Below are 20,048 nucleotides of genomic sequence, written 5' to 3'. Positions count from 1 at the left end.
AGGCGCACTCAAAACAAAATTTTATAAACCTATAACAAAAAAAACATGAAAAAGTTAATTTTAATCCCAGCCCTTTTTTCCCTATTTATGCTAAACGTTGCTTCGATGTGTAGCTCAGATGACGATAATTCATCTTCTGGAGGAGATCCAACACCGGTAATCAATACTGCTACAAGCGGTACCTGGAGAGTTACCAGTTATGTAGATTCAGGAAATGATGAAACCAATCATTTTACAGGATATAATTTCACGTTTGCTTCAGGAGGTGTTTTGACTGCCACAAACGGAACCAACACTTATACCGGAACTTGGTCTGTAACTTCAGACGATAGCAATGATGATAATCCAAGCAGTGATTTAGATTTTAATATTGGGTTTACAACTCCGGTTGACTTTGCAGATTTGACTGATGATTGGGATGTAGTTAGCCATACTGCTACTACAATATCTCTAATAGATGTAAGCGGTGGAAATGGTGGGACAGATATTTTGGTCTTTACCAAGAACTAATGTAAACATGAAAAAGAATTAATAGTATTTGAAAACCATCTCAATCTAAAACGAGATGGTTTTTTTATTTATTCTATCATAGAATTTCTAAATCAAATCCTTAAATTTGCACTTCATTAAAAGCAAAGTCATCTATGTTCAATAATTTAAGTGATAAATTAGATAAAGCTTTCCATATCTTAAAAGGACATGGAAAAATTACCGAAGTCAATGTAGCCGAAACTTTGAAAGAAGTCCGTCGTGCTTTACTTGACGCCGATGTTAATTTTAAAATCGCCAAAGATTTTACCACAAGAGTTAAAGAAAAAGCAATCGGTGAAAATGTATTAACGACATTGCAACCGGGACAATTATTGGTTAAAATCGTAAAAGACGAATTAACCGAATTAATGGGTGGTGATGCTACAGGAATCAACCTTTCCGGAAATCCAACCGTAATTTTAATGTCGGGTTTGCAAGGTTCAGGGAAAACAACTTTCTCAGGAAAATTAGCCAATTATCTTAAGACCAAAAAGAATAAAAAACCGCTTTTAGTAGCTTGTGATATCTATCGTCCTGCGGCGATTAATCAGTTACAGGTTGTTGGAGGTCAGGTTGGCGTTGAAGTTTACGCTGAACCGGAAAATAAAAATCCGGTTGACATTTCGCTTAAAGCGATTGCGTATGCCAAATCGAATGGCTTTAATGTTGTAATTATCGATACCGCTGGTCGTTTGGCAGTTGATGAGGAGATGATGACCGAGATTGCCAATGTTCATGCTGCTGTAAAACCACAGGAAACTTTGTTTGTTGTTGACGCAATGACCGGACAAGATGCGGTAAATACGGCAAAAGCTTTTAACGACAGATTAAATTTTGACGGAGTAATTTTAACCAAATTAGATGGTGATACTCGTGGTGGAGCTGCCATTTCTATTAAATCGGTTGTAGATAAACCAATCAAATTTATTGGAACCGGAGAAAAAATGGAAGCTATCGATGTGTTCTATCCATCGCGTATGGCGGAGAGAATTCTCGGAATGGGTGACGTAGTTTCTTTGGTAGAAAGAGCACAGGAGCAATATGATGAAGAAGAAGCGAGAAAAATCCAAAAGAAAATAGCCAAAAACGAATTTGGTTTTGATGATTTCCTAGCCCAAATCCAACAAGTGAAAAAGATGGGTAACATGAAAGACCTTGTCGGAATGATTCCCGGAGCCGGAAAAGCATTGAAAGATGTTGAAATTGAAGATGACGCATTCAAGCATATTGAAGCGATTATTCACTCGATGACACCAAAAGAAAGAAGCAAGCCTGCAATCATCGATATGAAAAGAAAAACCAGAATCGCAAAAGGTTCCGGAAGAAAAATAGAAGAAGTTAATCAGCTGATGAAGCAATTCGACCAAATGAGCAAAATGATGAAGATGATGCAAGGCGGCGGCGGTAAGAACCTGATGAAGATGATGGGTGGAATGAGATAATATGTAGAGACGCGATATTTCGCGTCTTTTTTATTTATATAAACAACACAACAAATGAAATTATTAGACGGAAAAAAAATCTCTAACGACATCAAAACCGAAATCACGGCTGAGGTTAACAAAATGAAAGCTAACGGAGAAAAAGTGCCACATTTGGCGGCAGTTATTGTCGGAAATGATGGTGCTAGTTTAACCTATGTTGGAAGCAAAGTCAAAGCCTGTGAATTAGTTGGATTTGAATCGACTTTAGTCAAAATGCCAAGCACCACTTCGGAAACGGAATTGCTTAAGAAAATTGCTGAACTCAATGACGATGACAGCATTGACGGCTTTATTGTTCAGTTGCCCTTACCGGAACAAATTGACACCCAAAAAATATTAATGGCAATCGATCCAAGTAAAGATGTCGATGGATTTCATCCGGAGAATTTCGGAAAAATGGCTTTGGATATGACCACTTTTATTCCGGCAACACCATTTGGAATTCTGGAATTGCTAGAACGATACAATGTCGAAACCAAAGGAAAACACACGGTTGTCATTGGAAGAAGCCACATAGTGGGAAGACCAATGAGCATCCTGATGGGAAGAAAAGGTTTTCCAGGAAATTCAACCGTAACACTTACGCACAGTTATACTAAGAACATTGCCCAAATCACAACACAAGCGGATATTATTATCACAGCTCTTGGTGTTCCCAATTATCTGAAAGCCGAAATGATCAAGGACGATGCAGTCGTAATTGACGTTGGGATTACACGTGTTGCTGATGAAAATGATGCAAGAGGTTATAGAATTACCGGTGATGTTGACTTTGATGCGGTTTCCAAAAAAGCATCTTATATAACACCTGTTCCCGGTGGAGTTGGACCGATGACAATCGCAATGCTTTTGAAAAATACTTTATTGGCAAGAGAACAGAAAAGACAAAGACTAGCATAAAAAAAATCCTGAATGAAAGTTCAGGATTTTTTGCTTTGATTTAGTTTCCTTTTTTATATTTTTAGCATTCAAAATAAAATATGAAAAAAGCCATTTTTTTATTAAGTGCCTTTGTCACAACATTTATGAGTACTGCTCAGCAGGTAACGACTGTAGCCGGTTCTACTCAGGGCTTTGCCGATGGCCCGGTCGCCACAGCTCAGTTTTTTTCTCCTTTGGGAGTGGCAGTCGATGCTGGAGGTAATCTGTATGTAGCGGATGGCTGGAACAACAAAATCCGGAAAATCACCCCGGCGGGTATCGTAAGTACTTTGGCAGGTTCTACACAAGGCTTTTCAGATGGTGCAGGAGGTTCCGCTCAGTTTTATCATCCTTTTGGAGTGGCGACCGATACCGCAGGTAATGTATATGTAGCAGATACTGAAAATAACAAAATCCGAAAAATCACTCCGGCGGGTGTGGTTAGTACCCTGGCGGGTTCGGGAACTTGTGGCTTTTTAAATGGTTCGGGCGCTACCGCTCAGTTTTGTAGTCCTACTGGAGTGGTAACCGATGCCACAGGTAATGTGTATGTAGCAGATCTGATTAACCACAGAATTCGAAAAATTACCCCAACGGGTGTAGTGAGTACCTTGGCGGGAGGCGCTACATATGGTTTTGCAGATGGTTCTGGAACTGCAGCGAAGTTTAATGCTCCTCGAGGAGTGACAATTGATGCCGCAGGCAATGTATATGTAGCAGATAGTGAAAACAATAAAATCCGAAAGATTACCCCAGCAGGCATGGTTAGTACTTTGGCGGGCTCTACAGTAGGTTTTGCTGATGGAACAGGGTCAGCAGCTCAATTTTATTATCCTTTTGGAGTAGCGACTGATCCCGCAGGCAATTTGTATGTAGCAGATGCTTATAATAATAAAATCCGGAAAATTACTCCGACAGGTGTAGTTAGTACTCTGGCGGGCTCTACACAGGGTTTTGCAGATGGTGCAGGAGTTTCCGCCCAGTTTCATTTTCCAGAAGGAGTTGCAATTGATTCCGCGGGGAATATATATATAGGGGATCAGAGCAATGAAAGGATCCGCAAAATCACACAACAACTTGGTGTTACACACAACAATATTGATTCAAAAATTACAGTCTATCCAAACCCTGTTACAACTGTACTTACATTACAACTAGAAAATGATTGCAGTTTAGATAAAATTAGCATTACTGACCTTTCAGGAAAAATAATCCTTCAAACTCAAAATAGCAATACAATAAATGTAGAAAACTTAGCGAAGGGAATCTATATTATGGAAGCTTATTCAGGAGAAGATAAATATGTCAGTAAGTTTGTAAAAGAGTAAGTGTTTTTTATTTTTTGTTCTTCCCGTTTTTGTATTGAACCTTTTCAACCACCTGAATTTTTTGTGCAGGTTTTTTATCCTTTGGATTGAATGGCTTCTTTTTAGTATCTGTTTTTGGCTTGAATTCTGTCTTAGGTTTAAATTCAACTTTCGGTTTTTCCGTGATGTTTTTCTTTACGGCATCCTGATTCTGTCTGATAACATCCATAGCATTTTTTGGACTTTCTTTCGTGCCACGCAAATGAATTACTAATCCGTTAAGGAAATTACGCAACACCTGATCACCGCATTCCATATATTTGGGATGATCAGCATTTCTAAAAAAAGCTCCCAATTCAGCAGCGGAAATTCTGAAATCTACCAATTGCATGATTTCTACAATTTGGTCATCACGAAGCTGTAAGGCGACACGGAGTTTTTTAAAGATATCGTTGTTATTCATTTTTTAAGTTTTTAGAACAGCCAAAGGTACGCCTTTTTAAAATTCTCACGCCACATTTTTTCGTTGTGCTGTCCACCTTTGACGATTACTTCTTTGTTTAGTTTTTTACATTCGCAACGCTTAGTGTTTACCCAATGTTCTACCCTTTTCATATCACGAATAACATCATCATCGCCTTCGTTATCGCCACATAGGAAATAAACTTTGGTGTGAAAGTCTTTGGTTTTTGCCAATAAATCATTCATTTCATTTCTGCCAAACCAAAAAGAAGGTGAGAAGCAACCTACTTTTCCGAATACATCCGGATATTTTATGGCAGCATAAAACGAAACCAATCCGCCAAGCGAACTTCCAAAAATCGCTGTGCTTTTTGCATTAGTCTTGGTTCTGTAGGTGGAGTCCACTTTTGGTTTCAGGGTTTTGACAACAAAATCCAAATAATCATCGGCCTTACCGCCACCATATTTGGCATTTTTATAAGGCGTCAATTCCTCTATTCGCTTATCGCCGCCATGTTCAATCCCAATGACAATTACCTGAGCATTGATGCTGTCTAAGGTTTCGTCAATATTCCATTCGCCATACGGAGCAGTGCTGGTGTCAAACAAATTTTGACCATCATGCATGTAAATGACGGGATATTTTTTGGTGGAAGCGGTGTAGTTTTTTGGCAAATACACCCAAATTTTTTTAGAAGTTTTTAATTGAGGTGCATCAATTGTATAGGAAGAAACTTGCTTACTAGCTGTGCTTTGTTGTGCATTTGCATTGCAAAGAACAAATAAAAAGAGGAATGATAAAAACTGTTTCAAAATGGTAATTGTTAGATTTATTCTTCGACCGTTTTGTCTTTAGTTTCGTTCTGTTCGTCTTTAGCTTCGCTCTGTTCGCCTTTGGCTCGGGTACCTCGAGTCTTTTTATCTTTTTTGCCTTTCTTACCGCTCTTGCTTTCGGATATTAAAGCTTTATATTTTTCTTTTTGTGCTGCGTTTAAATAGGAGTTGATTGTAACTTCTGTTCTATCTGTAAGTGCTTTTATTTCTTTTGATTTTTCTTCATCGGAAATTTCTTTTTTGGAAACAATATCTATATTCTTAATACTTGAAGCAATTTCATTTTTTATAGCAATAGTCTGAAGTTCGTCTAATGTTAACTCGGTTTTTAAGTTTGCAATAATTTGATCAATTTTTTTTGCTTTGGCTTTTTCAATTTCTTCAGCTGAGGGTTGTGATGAGGTTGTGGAGTAATCTCTGTTAGATCGCCCCATTCTGTTATAATTGTAATAATCATTGTATTGCGAAAATGCAGTTGCAGAAGTCAACAGCAAACCAATAATCGCCATTTTAAAAGTATTCATGAGCTTAGATGTTTAAAGAGGTAAAAGTAACAAAAATAATTCTTTCTCCATTTTTTAAAACCAATGATGAAACATAAAGAAAAAATTATATTTTAGCTAAAAATTTTTAAAAAGCATGAACGATTACAAAGAAAGATTGGCTCTTTTATCTGAAATGATTGCGTTTTCTGTCGTTGACGGAAGATTGCATGAAAGAGAATATCTTTTTTTGGCTATGATTGCCGAAGAACTTCAGGTGGAAAAAGGTGATTTCAAAAGTCTTTTTCATCAGGAAGAATATCCAATTGTGATTAAATCGGAGTTTGAGCGCATTCAACAATTTTACCGTTTGGCTTTGCTGATGCATTGTGACGGTGTTTTACACGAACGCGAACAAAACAAAATCCACGAAATTGGCATCAATATGGGATTAAATCCACATGCTATCAAACGTGTTTTAAAAGCGATGCAAGATTCGCCAACCAAATTAATTTCTCCCGAATTTTTGCTGGAAGTTTTCCAGGAGCAGTTGAATTAAAATAAAAAGCACCCTTATTTGAGGCGCTTTTTTTGTCAAACTCAAGGTTTTATTTTTGCATGTAGATTTTATGCAAAGACAAATACGAAAAGACTACTCCTATGAGTAAAAGTAAGGAGCGCACCCAATTCATCATATTCCATTCTGACCAGGCTTTTTTCAGCGTTGGGATGTCTGTCAGTTGCGCTGTCTTAAACATGATGTCATTTCTTGGATAGAAATAAGCGAACGTAAGAGCATCTACTAAAACATAGAGCACCAGGCTAATTCCCAAATATAGCCGGATTGCCGGAGAGACTTTCCAAAACAAAATCAGTGACAATAAAGCCAGTAGTTGATTGAGTGGAGAGAAAATCCTGTAAAAATTTCCGGGATTTATCATTTTGAAATAGTCTCTTGCTACAGCAATAGAATTAGGTAAGTCACTTCCCCATGACCTTGTGTCAATAAGGGAATTGTACACATTAACCAGTAACAAGCCACTGGCCAGACTGATTGAAACAAATAAAAGAGTTGTTTTCATTTTTTGATTATTTTTTTATGCAAAAATGATATTTAATCAACTCTGAAAATTGTATTTAACGGACATCTTTATTGATGTGTCCCGGAACAAAACCTTTATTTTGTCTGTATTCTTTGGGCGTAATTTGAGTAAAAGTCTTGAATGTTTTGGTAAAATGCGATTGGTCGGTAAAATTACTGTCGTGGGCAATTTCGGTTAAGGAAAGTTCAGTATGATGCATCAAATGAACTGCATGAAGGTATTTTTTGTAGAGTAAAAATTGCTCTGAATTCATTCCGGTATGTTCACTAATTTTTCTGGACACATGTCTTGGCGAATAAAAGACTGTATCCGAAAGTTCTTTGATGGTAGTATGCGGATTGTTGTTTTCTAAAAAGGAATTTAGCAAGATATCCCGGGGTTGTGTTTCAATGATTTTTGTCTCTAACCATTTGGAAATAATAAGCACTCTTTCGTCAAATGTTTTTGCTTCAGCAAGTTGATGCCACAAATAGTTAAATGATGGAGAAAGCAGCGTTAAATCGATAGCCAGATTTGAGAATTCGCTGGCCGGAACTTTAAAAAAATCTTTAATGGCAATCGGATGAAACTGCACACCAAAGAAAAAATGATGTTCGGGAAGTTTAATCTGAATGGGATGGGTATTGAAGCCATTGATGAAACACTTTGGAAGTTGAAAATGTTTAGTATAAATTGTGCTTTGAATAGGAGCACTGTCACCTAAATCAAAAATAATCTCTACAATTCCTTTAGGTATAATAATTTCATGTTGATAACGAGTTTGATAGTTAGTTTGCCAAATTGAACGAATCACTTGTTTGAGATACTTAGTTTTCGGTATGTAGACAGTGCTGCTCAATGCTTGCTGTGTGTTATGTTTTGATTTTTAACAACTTACGGTGCAAAAATAGAAATATATTTGAAGTATTTCAAGAGAAGTTAAATTAAACCCTCACCACATTTTTACCAAGTGTTTTAAATCGGACACCATTTTCCTGTTCAACCGTAATGGTAATGTGGCCAGTTTTACTGATATTGATGTCTCTGACTTTGCCGGATTTTCCTTTATGTGTTCCACTAGTCACATTGCATTGATCTCCGTCTTTTAGATTTTCCGGTTTCATAAAAGTATTATTTAAACAATTCTTTCTCAAAAGCTTTTCTAACACCACCTCTGAATGTCACTTCGCCACAATAGGTATATCCTAATTTTTCAAGAATTTTAAGCATAGGGATGTTATCAAAATTAGTATCTACTTTGATGCTGAAGAAGTTGTTGTCTATTGCCAAATCTTCCGTAAAAAGGAAAATTTTCTGCGCTAAGCCTTTCCCTAAATAGTCATCAGAAATAGCAACTCTATGCACTACAACAAAATCGCCATTGGTCAGCCAGCTTCCTTTTAGCTGTTCATAGGCAGGTTCGTCATTGAAAAGAATAGCAGCATAACCTGCAACGGTATTGTCATCAAGTAAAACATAACCAATACCTTTTTCGATATCCTGCTGAATAACGGTTTCGTTTGGATAGCCATCCTGCCATTGCTGACTTCCATCATTCTTTCTGCGGGCTATGGCTTGCTGAATGATAGTCCATATTTGTGGAATTTCTACTAAAGTCGCCTTTCTGAAATGGTAATTCATTTTAATCTTAAATTAAATCCTTTCCTGCAAACTCTTAATCTCATCACGCAGTTTAGCGGCCTGCATAAAATCCAAATCTTTGGCCGCCTTTTCCATCGCTTTTCGGGCATCACGGATTTTCTTTTCGATTTCGGGTTTGGATAAATACAAACTTTCGGGTTCGGCAGCTTTGGCAATTTTGTCTTCAAAGTATTGTGTGGAAACTGAGTTGCTTCCCAAAGCGCTTCCCAAACTTTTATTCAGTGCTTTTGGTTCTAATTTGTGCAAAGTGTTGTAAGCTATTTGTTTTTCGCGGCGGTAATTGGTATCGTCTATTGTTTTTTGCATACTGTTGGTAATTTTATCAGCATACATAATCGCTTTCCCGTTTACGTTTCGCGCGGCACGACCAACGGTTTGTGTCAACGAGCGATGGCTTCTAAGGAAACCTTCTTTGTCAGCATCTAAAATAGCCACAAGTGAAACTTCGGGTAAATCCAAACCCTCACGCAATAAGTTCACTCCAATTAACACATCGAACAAACCTTTACGCAAATCCTGCATAATTTCTACACGCTCCAAAGTATCCACGTCGGAATGAATATAACGACAACGAATCGAAACTTTAGTTAGATATTTGGTAAGTTCTTCCGCCATTCTTTTGGTTAAAGTTGTCACCAAAACTCTTTCGTCAGCTTCGCAACGTACTTGTATTTCTTCTATTAAATCATCAATCTGATTCAGACTCGGACGTACTTCTATAATAGGGTCTAATAATCCTGTCGGACGAATAACCTGCTCAACATAAATTCCTTCAGATTTTTCTAATTCGTAATCAGCAGGCGTTGCCGAAACATAAATGACTTGGTTTTGCATGCTTTCAAATTCCTCAAACTTCAACGGACGATTATCCATCGCGGCAGGCAATCGGAAACCATATTCGACCAAATTTTCTTTTCGGCTTCTATCGCCTCCATACATGGCGTGAACCTGTGAAATTGTTACGTGGCTTTCGTCCACAACCATTAAATAATCATCGGGAAAATAATCCAGTAAACAGAAAGGGCGCGTTCCCGGAGAACGTCTGTCCAAGTAACGGGAATAGTTCTCAATTCCGGAGCAATAACCCAATTCGCGTATCATTTCCAAATCAAAATTGGTGCGTTCTTCCAAACGTTTTGCTTCGAGATGTTTCCCAATTTCCTTGAAATAATCGACTTGTTTTACTAAGTCCTGTTGGATGTCCCAAATAGCAGCCTGCAATACATCTGGCGAAGTCACAAACATATTCGCGGGATAAATATTCAGTTTTTCATAGCGTTCTATAACCTTGGAACTTTTGGCATCAAAGGCTTCTATTTCTTCAATTTCATCACCAAAGAAATGCACACGATACGGTTCATCAGCATAACTCGGAAAAACATCAACGGTATCGCCTTTAATTCGGAACGTTCCGGGCGTAAAATCGGCTTCGGTTCTTGAGTATAAACTTTGCACTAAACGATGCAATAATTTGGTACGCGATATAATTTCGCCTTTGGCAATTGAAACAACATTCTTCTGAAATTCTACCGGATTTCCAATTCCATACAAACACGAAACCGAAGAAACTACAATAATGTCACGACGACCCGAAAGCAGGGCAGAAGTAGTGCTTAGACGCAGCTTTTCTAATTCGGCATTGATGGATAAATCTTTTTCGATATAAGTTCCCGTAACCGGAATAAAGGCTTCGGGTTGGTAATAGTCATAATACGACACAAAATACTGCACCGAATTGTTTGGAAAAAACTGCTTGAATTCGGAGTATAATTGCGCTGCTAAGGTTTTGTTGTGTGCTAAAACTAAAGTTGGTTTGTCAATGTTTTGTATCACATTGGCAACGGTAAACGTTTTTCCGGAACCGGTAACACCCAATAAAGTCTGGTATTTATCATTATTGAGAATTCCGTTGGAAAGCTTCTCAATCGCTTGTGGTTGATCGCCGGTAGGTTTATAATCGGATACGACTTGGAATTTCATCTTCTATAGTTGCAGAGTAACAAAGTAGCTAAGTTACAAAGTTAAAAGCAGAAATCGGTATACTTTTAACTTTGTAATTTATATTTAAGCTAACTACTTAAACTGCAATGCTAACGTAATGATGTGCGAATCCAGACCATTATTTCGGGTGTAATAACCATATCGCAATTCCAGGCTATGTATTCGTTTTATATTAAAAATACCTTTATCACTATCGGTTAAATGATAGCCTAATCCAATCATGTTACTACTGAATTTAGACAAATCATAATCGCTGGTGTAAAACTCATCAATTGCCTGATGCTGATTGATTGGCTTAAAATATTTGGCTTCACTTTGAGCATAAAAACGATATGGCAATGACAAGGAAGAAAAAGCGGTTAATTTAATGCTTGGTTCCAAACTAATTGTATGAGAATTAATTCCCCAATTGTCATAATAGTATCTGTAAAAAGTACGCAGAATAATTCGATCATTTAAAAAGTAATTTGCTCTTAAGCCAACCGGAATTTTAATACGGGTTGAAGGCAATTTTTCCGAATTTACACTCAAATCATCAAAGTAAACCCTATTGAATTTGGTTGCCAATAATCCTTCCTGATAGCCAAGATCTGCTAGCAGTGCAATTTGGAATTTCTTATTAATAACCTGAGATAAAGTCAATCCTAAATTATAGGAAGTCCTCGGCTTTGTGTCCAAATGATTGGCTTCGTTATCTGATGGATCGTCCCTCAGCTCAATGGGCAGGATTACTTTCCAGGTATCAAAAAATGCCATTCCCTTGACTGAAAACTCCCGATTTTTGTCTTTAGAAGTTTTTGTAAATCCGATGTTGGCACCAATTGAAGTATAATCAAACTCGGCAGAGAAAGAAACACCGGCATGCAAGCCATAATTCTTTTCCACATTGGTATAATTATAATCGGCAGAAGGATAAACCCTAACGTCCTGATAAGAAGCTGATGAAACGGAACTTGGGTCAATTTTATCTGATGAAGCCGAAGTATAACTGTCAACACCAAGATTAAGGTCAAAACTGTGAATGTTATTCTTTTTATCTTTTTTAGATAAAATGACTTCAAGGTTAGTTGCGATATCAGTCAATTTTTCAGTTCCAACGCCACCAGTTACGGCCGAATTGTCGCCATCTTGTGTGTAGTAACTCGAAATGAAATTGATTTCTTCAATTTTCAGTTTTTGTTTTTTATAGTTTGTTGCGATTGTATCATTTTGGGCTTTAGCCTGAAAAGAAAACATTAGTGCAAGAACTGCTGCTGAAATTACTCTTTTTTTCATTCGTTCAAATTATTAATTACAACCACAACCGCCACCGGTTTTGCCACCATTGGCACCCGAACTGCCTTCTCTGTAGAGTTGAAAAGTGTTTTCGAATTTTTCGGTTTTTTTGGAAGTCAATACCATTTCGGCATCATTAATTTTTGCTTTCTGGTATTCTTTAACCGATTCGCAGGAAGAAAGAGAATAGGTTAGGATAAGGATTAAAAGAAACTTCTTCATAATTATTTATTTAGGAAATAGTAATGTTTTTAGAAAAATAGGTTTTGTCATTATCATCAATAATGATACAGCCTATGGTTTTTAATTGGTTGATGAAATCCATTCCAACAGCAATTCCCATAACCGTTACAGGAGTTGCCAGTGCATCTGCGATTTCGGCATTTTCTGCTATAATGGTAACACTCTTTATACCCGAAACAGGAAAACCTGTTTTGGGGTCAATGGTATGCGAATATCGTTTGTTGTCAATAAGCACAAACTTCTCGTAATTACCTGAAGTTGCCACAGCTTTGTTGGTTATTTTGAACGTAGAAAAAAGTGATTTTTTCTGATTTGGATCGGCAACGCCAATGGTCCAAGGTTCGCCATTTTCCTGATAACCCCAGGCAGATAAATCTCCGGAAGCATTTACAATTCCGCTTAGAACGTTATTTTCTAATAGTTTTTTCTTTGCCATTTCGGCCGCATATCCTTTTCCAATTCCACCAAAACCTATCCTCATACCTTTGTTTTTTAAAAATACGGTTTGATTATTTTCATCCAATAGGATGTTCTCGTAATTAATCAGCGCAACCGATTTTTTGGCAGTTTCAGCATCAGGCAATGAAGTCATATTCAAATCAAAATTCCAAAATCGTTTATCAATGCTGCCATAACTCAAATCAAATGCACCTTGCGTGATTTTAGAAATAAACTGGCTTCTTTTTATCAACTGAAAAACTTCTTCGGTTACTGCCACAGGCTGAATTCCGGCATTTTGGTTTATAGTGTATGTTACGCTTTTTTCTGAAAATGTCGTCAGTAAAGCTTCTATTCTTCTGATTTCTTCAATGGCAATTTCAAAAAGTTCCTGAGCAATGATTTCGTTTTGCTCTATCAATGTGAATTCAAATTGATTTCCCATTAATCGGGTTTGCTTTTTGAGTTGCATAACTATCTGATTATTTCAAATTACTGATGAATTCAGCAACTGTTTCTTGTGGTAATTCTTCCCATTTACGGATTATTTTTCCGTTTTCGTCAAATAAAATGATTAACGGAAACAACCCGTTTGGGTTATATTTTTCGGCTAATTTTTCGTTTTCTGAAGTTTGTTCTTTGGATAAGGCATTTTTTTTCTGTCTCGGAAAATCAGCATTAAAGACAATAAGATTTGAAGCTGAGAAATCTTTAAAAGCTTCTGAATCGATGTAACTTCTTTTAAATTTTACGCAAGGGGAACACCAGTCGGATCCGGAAAAGAAGAACAATACTTTTTTATGTTCCTGTTTGGCTTTTGAAAATGAATTTTGCAGTGTGTTTGCTTCCTGAGAATAAGTGCAAATGGATACACACAAAAGGAAAAGAGTTAAAATACGTTTCATGGCAGTTATGAATTAATACAGAATAAAAAGTGGTTAAATTTGAATTGTATATGTAATGCTTGATTAATTACACTGAAAACATTTTTGCACCACATTTACCCTACCAGCATAAATTAATTTTTGCATGCTGCAACAACATAATTGTCTTCGCATCCTTGATTTCTCCTGATGCTATCATGTCATAAGCTTTATCAAAATCAAGTTCTAACACTTCAATATTTTCCTGCTCATCAGCAACGCCACCGCCATCATTGATTTTCATGTCTTTGGTATATTCAGCAGTAAAAAAGTGGACAATTTCTGTTACCGAACCAGGTGACATATAAACTTCAAATATTTTTTCAACTGATGAAATTTTATAGCCGGTTTCTTCTTCGGTTTCTCTGCGAATGCATTCTTCGGCGTTGTCTTTATCCAATAAACCAGCGCAGGCTTCAATCAGCATTCCGGTTTCATTGCCGTTTAAATAGGTTGGTAATCTGAATTGACGGGTCAGGATAATTGTTTTTGTATTTTTATTATACAGCAAAATCGTGGCGCCATTTCCTCTGTCATAGGCTTCCCGTGATTGTGTTTCCCATTGGCCATCTTTTTTGAGATAGTTGTAGGTTACTTTTCGGAGTGTGTACCAATTATCCGAAAGGATTTCATTTTTTAGGATTTCGATTTTTGGATTACTCATGTGTTTGATGAATTGATAAAATCTTGTTGTTGTTTTGGAGATTGGAATGTCCAGGCTACAATTCGGCTTATCTTTTGGCCTTGAGCTATATCGATGGTTTTGATTTCTGCAGCACCGACTTTGTTTAATATTTTATAAATGCTTTTCAGATTGTCTTTTTTGGAAACTAAAGTTGTGAACCATAAGCACTGCATTGGATATTTGGCACTTTCATAAATCATTTGCGTGATGAAACCAATCTCGCCACCTTTGCACCAAAGTTCAGCGTTTTGTCCACCAAAGTTTAAGACTGGCTTATCGGATTTCTTATTTTCTAAGGTATTGACTTTTCGCAAGGCACTTTTCGCAGCTTCTTCAGCCGACGAATGAAATGGCGGATTGCAGATGGTAAAAGCAAATTTGTCTTCGGGCAGAATGATATTTTTAAAAATAAATCGTGATTCTACTTGTGATTGCAAACTGATAACATCAATTAGCTTTGGATTATTAGTTATGATTTTCTTGCAGTTCTGAAGCGCTTTTTCGTCAATATCTGTCCCGACAAAACTCCAGCCATAAGCCGAATTTCCAATGATTGGATAAATACAATTGGCACCAATACCAATATCCAAACCAACTGTGTTTTCTCCTTCAGGAATAATTCCGTTGTTAGTTGTAGCTAATAAATCGGCGATGTAGTGAATATAATCAGCGCGCCCGGGAATTGGCGGACAAAGATAACCGGTAGGAATGTCCCAGTTTTGAATATCGTAATTTGATATGAGTAAGGCTTTGTTAAGTGCTTTTACTGCTTCGGGATTACTGAAATCAATTGTCTCTACTTGGTGTTCATTCACAGAAACAAACTCTTTTAATTCAGGGCAAGCGGATATTAATTGTTCAAAATCATAACGAAACCGATGAGGATTTCTGGGGTGCAAACCTGATTTTTGCCTCGCCTGTTCGCTCTGTGGACTTGAGTCTGTGGTATTTTGATTTTTTTTCATTTCAGTTTAATCCCAACATTCCATTAATAATAAATCGCCTTCTTTGTGAGTTATCGAAACGATGCCGTCTTCGGTAACATGATTACTGCTTCCGGTTCGGTAACCAATGGTTAAGTCTTCGTTGTTTAAAGAATAGAAAAGGTTTTTAGTGGTAATTCCGGTTACTTTTCCAATCGGAATCAAGGACAAAATTGTATTGGCAGTGTACCATTTTTCAAAGTTGTTTTGCAACAAATACACTTTTGAATGGTCATCGAGAATCACGACTTTCAAAAGATTTCTGTAGGCGACAATATTCGTTAAATTGGTAATGGTGTGATCGGCACGTCTTCCGGTTGCCCAAATAACATTTGCTGCTTTGTGACCTTTTTCGATTAAATAATCAAATGCTTTTTCTAAATCGGTTTTGTCCTGATTTGGAGCATATACGATTTCAATTGGGTATTGTTTTTCCTTGTAATGATTGATATCAAAACCTCGGTCAAAATCGCCTAATAATACATCCACTTTGATTCCCAATTCTAAAACACGTTCTATAGCCGAATCTAAAACGATGACTAAAGGCGACCATTCTAATAATTGTCCCAATAATTCTGAACTGCAGGCTTCACCATTGGCAATGATTAAAGCTGGTTCCTGGTCGTCGCGAACGATGTGGTGTGATGACATTTAAAGTTAGAAGTTAGAGATGGAAGCACGAAGTTAGCGTTAAATAAAAGAACTTCCAACTTCAAGCTTTTTATTGAATGATATATTCGTTTACAGAAGTTTTACTCAGCCTGAAATAGCCTAAGGCAAAATTGTCAAAATTGGTTTGATTTACCACATTACCTCTAACCGTTGAAGGCGGAGTCGAAAATGGCCCCATATTGTTAGTGCCTGTCTGCATTAATAAGACATTCATATAATTGTAATAGTTCAGTGTCACGCCGTTTAGTGTACACTTGAGCGTATCACCGGGCTTTAGATCTTCACTATAATACAATGCAAACATTTCATTGTTTTGAAAAAAACGGTCTTCCAAAACGCCATATTCAGGAATAACCTTGTAAGGATCGTCAATTCTTATAAAGTAGTGATTGGTCTCATTAACGATATCATTGAAAAAGAACTTAACCTCGGTTTCATTGCCAAGTGCACCGGCATCGTTTTTTTGTTCAACACGAGTGATTGTTGGTGTATCAAGTAAGGCGTCAGTGGCAGTATAGGTTTCTCCCTGATAAGAAATGGTCAACGTATAGTTTTCGTTCACCACCGGAATAAAATCATTGCATTCGTAAGTTCCCGGAAGCTCATTTTGTATAAATGTAAAAACCTGTCCGCTGCTGTTAGTAACAAATACTACTGCATCGGTAACTGCAGGAACTTCTGAGGCAAAATAATCCGTAGTAGTGGACAGCCTTATTTTTTGTTGGCTGCCATCGGTTCCCTCATACCATCTGATAGATGCTTCTACAACTAATCTGGGTTCGCCAGTATTGAGACCAACATCAATTACTTTCTCACACGAAGTAAAGAAAATGAGGGTTAAAAGAAGGATGCTTATCTTTTTCATAATCTAGAACTTTATATTATAGGTTGCGCTCGGTACAATACCGAAAATAGTCAGCCGAACGGCTTCATTTGCTGCCGTTTCATCATTTTGTCTGAAAGTGATGGAAGCGGCATTCTGCCGATGGTAGATATTGTATATTCCAAATACCCATTCTGATTTCCATTTCCGGTTTTTGTTTTTTCTCGAAGTTAATGTTGCTGAAACATCCAGACGATGGTAGGCCGGAAGATTCTCTTCGTTACGACTGGAGTAACTCGGGACAGTGATCCCTTCGTAAACATATTGACCATTTGGGAACGTAACAGGCTGTCCTGTCTGTAGGATAAAATTAGCACCAAAGCGCCATTTGTCATTCAGTTTATAATTTCCAACAACTGCCAGGTTGTGCGTTTTATCAAAACCGGTTTTATACCATCGGCCATTGTTGATTCCGGTTTCTTCAGGTGTTCTTCCCGGCACTTGCTGTTCGGTTCTTGAAAGTGTATAGGATACCCAACCTGTAGCTCTGCCTTCATTTTTTCTGAATAACACTTCAAGGCCGTATGCTCTTGCTCTTCCGTTGAGCACTACTCTTTCTATGGCTTCATTGGCAATCAGATTGGCACCATCAATATAGTCAATCCGGTTCTTTATTTTTTTGAAAAAGGTTTCAGTTTCCAATGAATATGCATCGTTTTTAAAATTCTGATAATAACCCAAAGCCACCTGATCGAGTAATTGCGGTTTGAGGTAATGATCACTCGGAGCCCATACATCAAGTGGAGTAGGTGATTGCGTATTTGAAATTAAATGAAGGTACTGGGACATTCTGTTATAGCTTGCTTTGACAGACTGATTTTCATTGATAGCATATGAAATAGCAAACCGCGGTTCCAGATTGTCAAACTTGGCAATAGTCTTGTTTCTTTGATAATAAACGGAATCTATGGGTTCGGCACTTTGATAAATAGAAAATTCCGGATTAAAAATAACAGGTTGATTGTTTTCGTAAATATTCATGGTTTGGCGTCCCAGCCTTAAAAATGAGCTAAGACGTAAACCATAGGAAAGGGCTATATTCTCTGTAATCTTATGCTCAGCGTCAACGTAAATTGCCGATTCAAAAGCATATTTTCTGGCGAGCTGATCCGGATTGATACTCGAATCTTTTCCTGTCGGAGTTACGGTTCCCGGATTAAAAGTGTAGTAATTGCCATGGATGCCGTAATTGAGTTTAAATTTATCAGTTAAATAATGCTTGAAATCATACTTTAAATTAATATTCTTGATGCCGCTTTCCCAATCAAGTCCGACAAAATCTAATTGTAGACCGTAATAATAATCAGAGTAAATCAGCGAAAGATTGGAAAACAACTTGTCGGAAAACAGGTGATTCCACCTGAGGTTTAGAACTGCATTTCCATACGTATTCTTGAAACTGTCGCTCAATTGAAAAACATCACGACCAAAATAGCCTGATAGATAAATATTGTTCTTTTCATTTAGCGAATAACTCAATTTGGTATTCAAGTCGTAAAAATAAGCCGAGTTGGGATTGTTGAATAATTTTAAAAAGAGATGCGCATAAGAACCTCTTCCGGCAACTACAAAAGAGCCTTTGTCCTTAACAATTGGACCTTCAGCAAGTATTCTACTCGTTATTAGACCAATGCCACCATTTACGTGAAAATCATTTTTATTTCCTTCTTTCTGATAAATATCAAGTATGGAAGATAATCTTCCTCCATAACGTGCAGGAATTCCACCTTTGTAGAGTTTCAAATCCTTTATCGCATCAGGATTAAATACCGAAAAAAGACCAAAAAGATGTGAGGAATTGTAAATGGTAGCTTCATCGAGCTGTATCAGATTTTGGTCTGCACCACCACCACGAACATTAAAGCCGGATTGCCCTTCACCGGCATTGGTAACTCCGGGTAATGTCAAAATAGATTTTATGATATCTACTTCACCAAAGATAACAGGCATTTCCTTTATTTCCTGGATAGTGAGTTTGTTGACACTCATTTCAGGTTTTCGGATATCTACTCTTTTTTTATAACCAACGACTACAACTTCGTCTAATACCTGATTATTTGCGCCAAGCAGTATATTTTTTCTGATATCCTGATTTAATATAATTTTCTCCTCAACGGTTTTATATCCTATATAACTGATGGTGACAGTATATTCTCCTTCCGGAATCGTGATAGAGAAGAAGCCATATTCGTTGGTGCTGAATGAAGTTTTGGTTTCGGTAATATAAAGCGAAGCGCCTATGAGTGTCTCCTTGTTTTTATCTTCAAAGACAGTTCCACTGAGAGTGTATTTTTTTTGACCCAATAGTAGTGTGGGAATCAAAAGCAAATAAAATAATATTTTTATTTTTTTTCGCATGATTGTTGTGTTGGAAATTTTATGGGCTTAACAAATTTAGCTTAAAAGTTGTAAGCATTTGTTAACTTTTGGTTAATTACAAGAATTTATTGGTTTGATTTTAAATACTTTTACAACTTAAATAAATCTCCTATATGAAAGCAGCTTTTGCTTTTTTATTTTTAGTAATTTTTTCCTTCAAGGGCTTCTCTCAATTTGAGCAGCCTAAGAAAACAATTTCGATTGCTCCAATATCAAATCCAAAAGGGGCAGTTTCTCCCACATCTTCAAAAGCGATAACGTATCCAAGTATTTTTGATAAAAAAGACAAATTAGGAGAAAGTGTTTCGTTATTAAAGAAAAAACCCGAAGAAGAAAAAAGCATCTTTGAAAAAGAGCAATTTGCCAGTCCGGCTAAAGTGTATACCGATAAAATGAATAAGCAAGTTGAGGATGGTAAAATTTATGATTATTATAAAAAAGATTATCTGTTAGCAACGTATAAATGTTCGACAGCCATTGCCAAATTTGCGCTTAAGGATTATGGAGATCCCGATGGAGATGTTGTTCGTATTTGGCTGAATGATCAAGTTATATTTGATGCAATTACTTTAGAAAGTGGTTATAGAGAAATTCAACTGAATCTCAGAAACGGTCAAAACCTATTGGTAATTGAAGCACTAAATGAAGGTATGATTTCGCCAAACACTGCTCAGTTTTCTATCTTTAATGATAAAGGAGAAATAGTAGGAAATAATCTTTCTGGTTTATTTACCAATGTTAAAGCCACGATTATCATTAATAAAGTTGATATTTTAGGGCAATAAAAAAGACGATCTTTAG

Annotated in this window: 23 protein-coding genes; 6 read left to right on the top strand and 17 right to left on the bottom strand. The window is 37.0% G+C overall.

What is annotated here, in order from left to right; all coding sequences use genetic code 11:
* The first annotated feature begins 45 nt into the window (after positions 1-45).
* From GS03_RS13140 to GS03_RS13125, 4 genes are all read left to right on the top strand, one after another.
* Positions 46-510, top strand: coding sequence for a hypothetical protein (locus GS03_RS13140; RefSeq protein WP_136152990.1), 465 nt, complete (start codon positions 46-48; stop codon positions 508-510).
* 134 nt (positions 511-644) lie between these two features.
* Positions 645-1,973: a signal recognition particle protein gene (gene ffh, locus GS03_RS13135; RefSeq protein ID WP_136152989.1), complete on the top strand. Its 1,329-nt coding sequence runs from the start codon at positions 645-647 to the stop codon at positions 1,971-1,973.
* 54 nt (positions 1,974-2,027) lie between these two features.
* Positions 2,028-2,915 (top strand): bifunctional 5,10-methylenetetrahydrofolate dehydrogenase/5,10-methenyltetrahydrofolate cyclohydrolase, encoded by an 888-nt coding sequence (locus tag GS03_RS13130; protein ID WP_136152988.1) that lies wholly within the window; start codon positions 2,028-2,030, stop codon positions 2,913-2,915.
* A 125-nt stretch (positions 2,916-3,040) separates the two neighbouring features.
* On the top strand, positions 3,041-4,264 hold the full coding sequence (locus GS03_RS13125; RefSeq protein ID WP_136152987.1) for a T9SS type A sorting domain-containing protein: 1,224 nt from the start codon (positions 3,041-3,043) through the stop codon (positions 4,262-4,264).
* A gap of 7 nt (positions 4,265-4,271) precedes the next feature.
* Here the strand turns inward: GS03_RS13125 and GS03_RS13120 are convergent, their stop codons facing one another.
* The 3 genes from GS03_RS13120 to GS03_RS13110 are packed head-to-tail and all read right to left on the bottom strand — an operon-like array spanning position 4,272 to position 6,063.
* Complete coding sequence (locus GS03_RS13120; protein WP_136152986.1) at positions 4,272-4,706, bottom strand: DUF1456 family protein; 435 nt, start codon at positions 4,704-4,706, stop codon at positions 4,272-4,274.
* 11 nt (positions 4,707-4,717) lie between these two features.
* Positions 4,718-5,518, bottom strand: a complete 801-nt coding sequence (locus tag GS03_RS13115; protein WP_317128578.1) for an alpha/beta hydrolase — start codon at positions 5,516-5,518, stop codon at positions 4,718-4,720.
* A 17-nt stretch (positions 5,519-5,535) separates the two neighbouring features.
* The gene (locus GS03_RS13110) at positions 5,536-6,063 is read right to left on the bottom strand and encodes a hypothetical protein (RefSeq protein ID WP_136152984.1); all 528 of its coding nucleotides are present in this window, start codon (positions 6,061-6,063) and stop codon (positions 5,536-5,538) included.
* Between the two features lie 115 nt (positions 6,064-6,178).
* Here GS03_RS13110 and GS03_RS13105 point away from each other — a divergent pair, with 115 nt between their 5' ends.
* On the top strand, positions 6,179-6,580 hold the full coding sequence (locus GS03_RS13105) for an excinuclease ABC subunit B (RefSeq protein ID WP_136152983.1): 402 nt from the start codon (positions 6,179-6,181) through the stop codon (positions 6,578-6,580).
* A gap of 49 nt (positions 6,581-6,629) precedes the next feature.
* Here GS03_RS13105 and GS03_RS13100 read toward each other — a convergent pair whose 3' ends face one another.
* The 14 genes from GS03_RS13100 to GS03_RS13035 all read right to left on the bottom strand — a co-directional run bounded on the left by GS03_RS13100 (position 6,630) and on the right by GS03_RS13035 (position 19,226).
* Positions 6,630-7,103: a DUF1772 domain-containing protein gene (locus GS03_RS13100; protein WP_136152982.1), complete on the bottom strand. Its 474-nt coding sequence runs from the start codon at positions 7,101-7,103 to the stop codon at positions 6,630-6,632.
* Positions 7,104-7,158: 55 nt separating this feature from the next.
* Positions 7,159-7,917, bottom strand: coding sequence for a helix-turn-helix domain-containing protein (locus tag GS03_RS13095; protein ID WP_168710312.1), 759 nt, complete (start codon positions 7,915-7,917; stop codon positions 7,159-7,161).
* A gap of 130 nt (positions 7,918-8,047) precedes the next feature.
* On the bottom strand, positions 8,048-8,227 hold the full coding sequence (locus tag GS03_RS13090; protein WP_136152980.1) for a KOW motif-containing protein: 180 nt from the start codon (positions 8,225-8,227) through the stop codon (positions 8,048-8,050).
* Positions 8,228-8,234: 7 nt separating this feature from the next.
* A complete protein-coding gene (locus GS03_RS13085) occupies positions 8,235-8,744 on the bottom strand; it encodes a GNAT family N-acetyltransferase (RefSeq protein WP_136152979.1) in 510 nt (169 codons plus the stop codon).
* A 12-nt stretch (positions 8,745-8,756) separates the two neighbouring features.
* Positions 8,757-10,745: an excinuclease ABC subunit UvrB gene (gene uvrB, locus GS03_RS13080; RefSeq protein WP_136152978.1), complete on the bottom strand. Its 1,989-nt coding sequence runs from the start codon at positions 10,743-10,745 to the stop codon at positions 8,757-8,759.
* A 93-nt stretch (positions 10,746-10,838) separates the two neighbouring features.
* The gene (locus tag GS03_RS13075; RefSeq protein ID WP_136152977.1) at positions 10,839-12,041 is read right to left on the bottom strand and encodes a DUF3570 domain-containing protein; all 1,203 of its coding nucleotides are present in this window, start codon (positions 12,039-12,041) and stop codon (positions 10,839-10,841) included.
* A gap of 12 nt (positions 12,042-12,053) precedes the next feature.
* A complete protein-coding gene (locus GS03_RS13070; protein ID WP_136152976.1) occupies positions 12,054-12,263 on the bottom strand; it encodes a DUF4266 domain-containing protein in 210 nt (69 codons plus the stop codon).
* Between the two features lie 10 nt (positions 12,264-12,273).
* Positions 12,274-13,194 carry an FAD:protein FMN transferase gene (locus GS03_RS13065; RefSeq protein WP_136152975.1) on the bottom strand — a complete coding sequence of 307 codons (921 nt, stop codon included), beginning with the start codon at positions 13,192-13,194 and terminating at the stop codon, positions 12,274-12,276.
* Positions 13,195-13,204: 10 nt separating this feature from the next.
* Positions 13,205-13,627 (bottom strand): thioredoxin family protein, encoded by a 423-nt coding sequence (locus tag GS03_RS13060; RefSeq protein ID WP_136152974.1) that lies wholly within the window; start codon positions 13,625-13,627, stop codon positions 13,205-13,207.
* Between the two features lie 100 nt (positions 13,628-13,727).
* Positions 13,728-14,309 (bottom strand): GDP-mannose pyrophosphatase NudK, encoded by a 582-nt coding sequence (nudK, locus tag GS03_RS13055; protein ID WP_136152973.1) that lies wholly within the window; start codon positions 14,307-14,309, stop codon positions 13,728-13,730.
* The gene (rlmF, locus tag GS03_RS13050; RefSeq protein WP_136152972.1) at positions 14,306-15,295 is read right to left on the bottom strand and encodes a 23S rRNA (adenine(1618)-N(6))-methyltransferase RlmF; all 990 of its coding nucleotides are present in this window, start codon (positions 15,293-15,295) and stop codon (positions 14,306-14,308) included. The genes nudK and rlmF overlap by 4 nt, the downstream gene beginning before the upstream one ends.
* Before the next feature lie 6 nt (positions 15,296-15,301).
* Positions 15,302-15,964: a thiamine diphosphokinase gene (locus tag GS03_RS13045; protein ID WP_136152971.1), complete on the bottom strand. Its 663-nt coding sequence runs from the start codon at positions 15,962-15,964 to the stop codon at positions 15,302-15,304.
* A 70-nt stretch (positions 15,965-16,034) separates the two neighbouring features.
* Positions 16,035-16,850, bottom strand: coding sequence for a DUF4249 domain-containing protein (locus GS03_RS13040; protein ID WP_136152970.1), 816 nt, complete (start codon positions 16,848-16,850; stop codon positions 16,035-16,037).
* A gap of 3 nt (positions 16,851-16,853) precedes the next feature.
* Positions 16,854-19,226 (bottom strand): TonB-dependent receptor, encoded by a 2,373-nt coding sequence (locus GS03_RS13035; RefSeq protein ID WP_136152969.1) that lies wholly within the window; start codon positions 19,224-19,226, stop codon positions 16,854-16,856.
* 134 nt (positions 19,227-19,360) lie between these two features.
* Here GS03_RS13035 and GS03_RS13030 point away from each other — a divergent pair, with 134 nt between their 5' ends.
* Positions 19,361-20,032, top strand: a complete 672-nt coding sequence (locus GS03_RS13030) for a hypothetical protein (protein ID WP_136152968.1) — start codon at positions 19,361-19,363, stop codon at positions 20,030-20,032.
* The last annotated feature ends 16 nt before the right edge of the window (positions 20,033-20,048 follow it).

Origin of the sequence: Flavobacterium sangjuense (assembly GCF_004797125.1) — a bacterium.
Lineage (GTDB): Bacteria > Bacteroidota > Bacteroidia > Flavobacteriales > Flavobacteriaceae > Flavobacterium > Flavobacterium sangjuense.
This window is presented reverse-complemented; position numbering and strand designations above follow the sequence as displayed.